Here is a 303-nt window from a genome sequence, read left to right on the forward strand (position 1 = left end):
GTTGCCGGACGGCAGCCTGTTCGAACACGGCGCCGCCATGGAACCGCTGGTGTTGCAGGTGCCGGCCAACTCGGGGGAACAGGCTGTTTACCTGGGACTGCTGCTGGCGACAGGCAATCAGACCGAAACCCGCCAACCGGATCAGCACGATGTGCTGGCGCGTTACCTTACCTGTGAGGTGGAGATCGCAGATTCCAACGCCGGGGCCGACTCTCGTTGCCTGATTCACTGCGCAAGGCCTGACCTGCGCCTGCTGTTGGGTGAGCAGCACAGAGAGCAGGGCTTTGTCAGGCTCAAGGTTGC

At 62.7% G+C, this 303-nt stretch carries 1 protein-coding gene; it reads left to right on the top strand.

Going from position 1 to position 303, the window contains the following annotated elements:
• Positions 1-303, top strand: a 303-nt coding sequence (tssK, locus tag AC0L20_RS40620) for a type VI secretion system baseplate subunit TssK (RefSeq protein ID WP_473295764.1), incomplete at both ends; no start/stop codon positions are given.

The sequence above is a fragment of the Bradyrhizobium sp. Kon58 genome, from assembly GCF_055807455.1.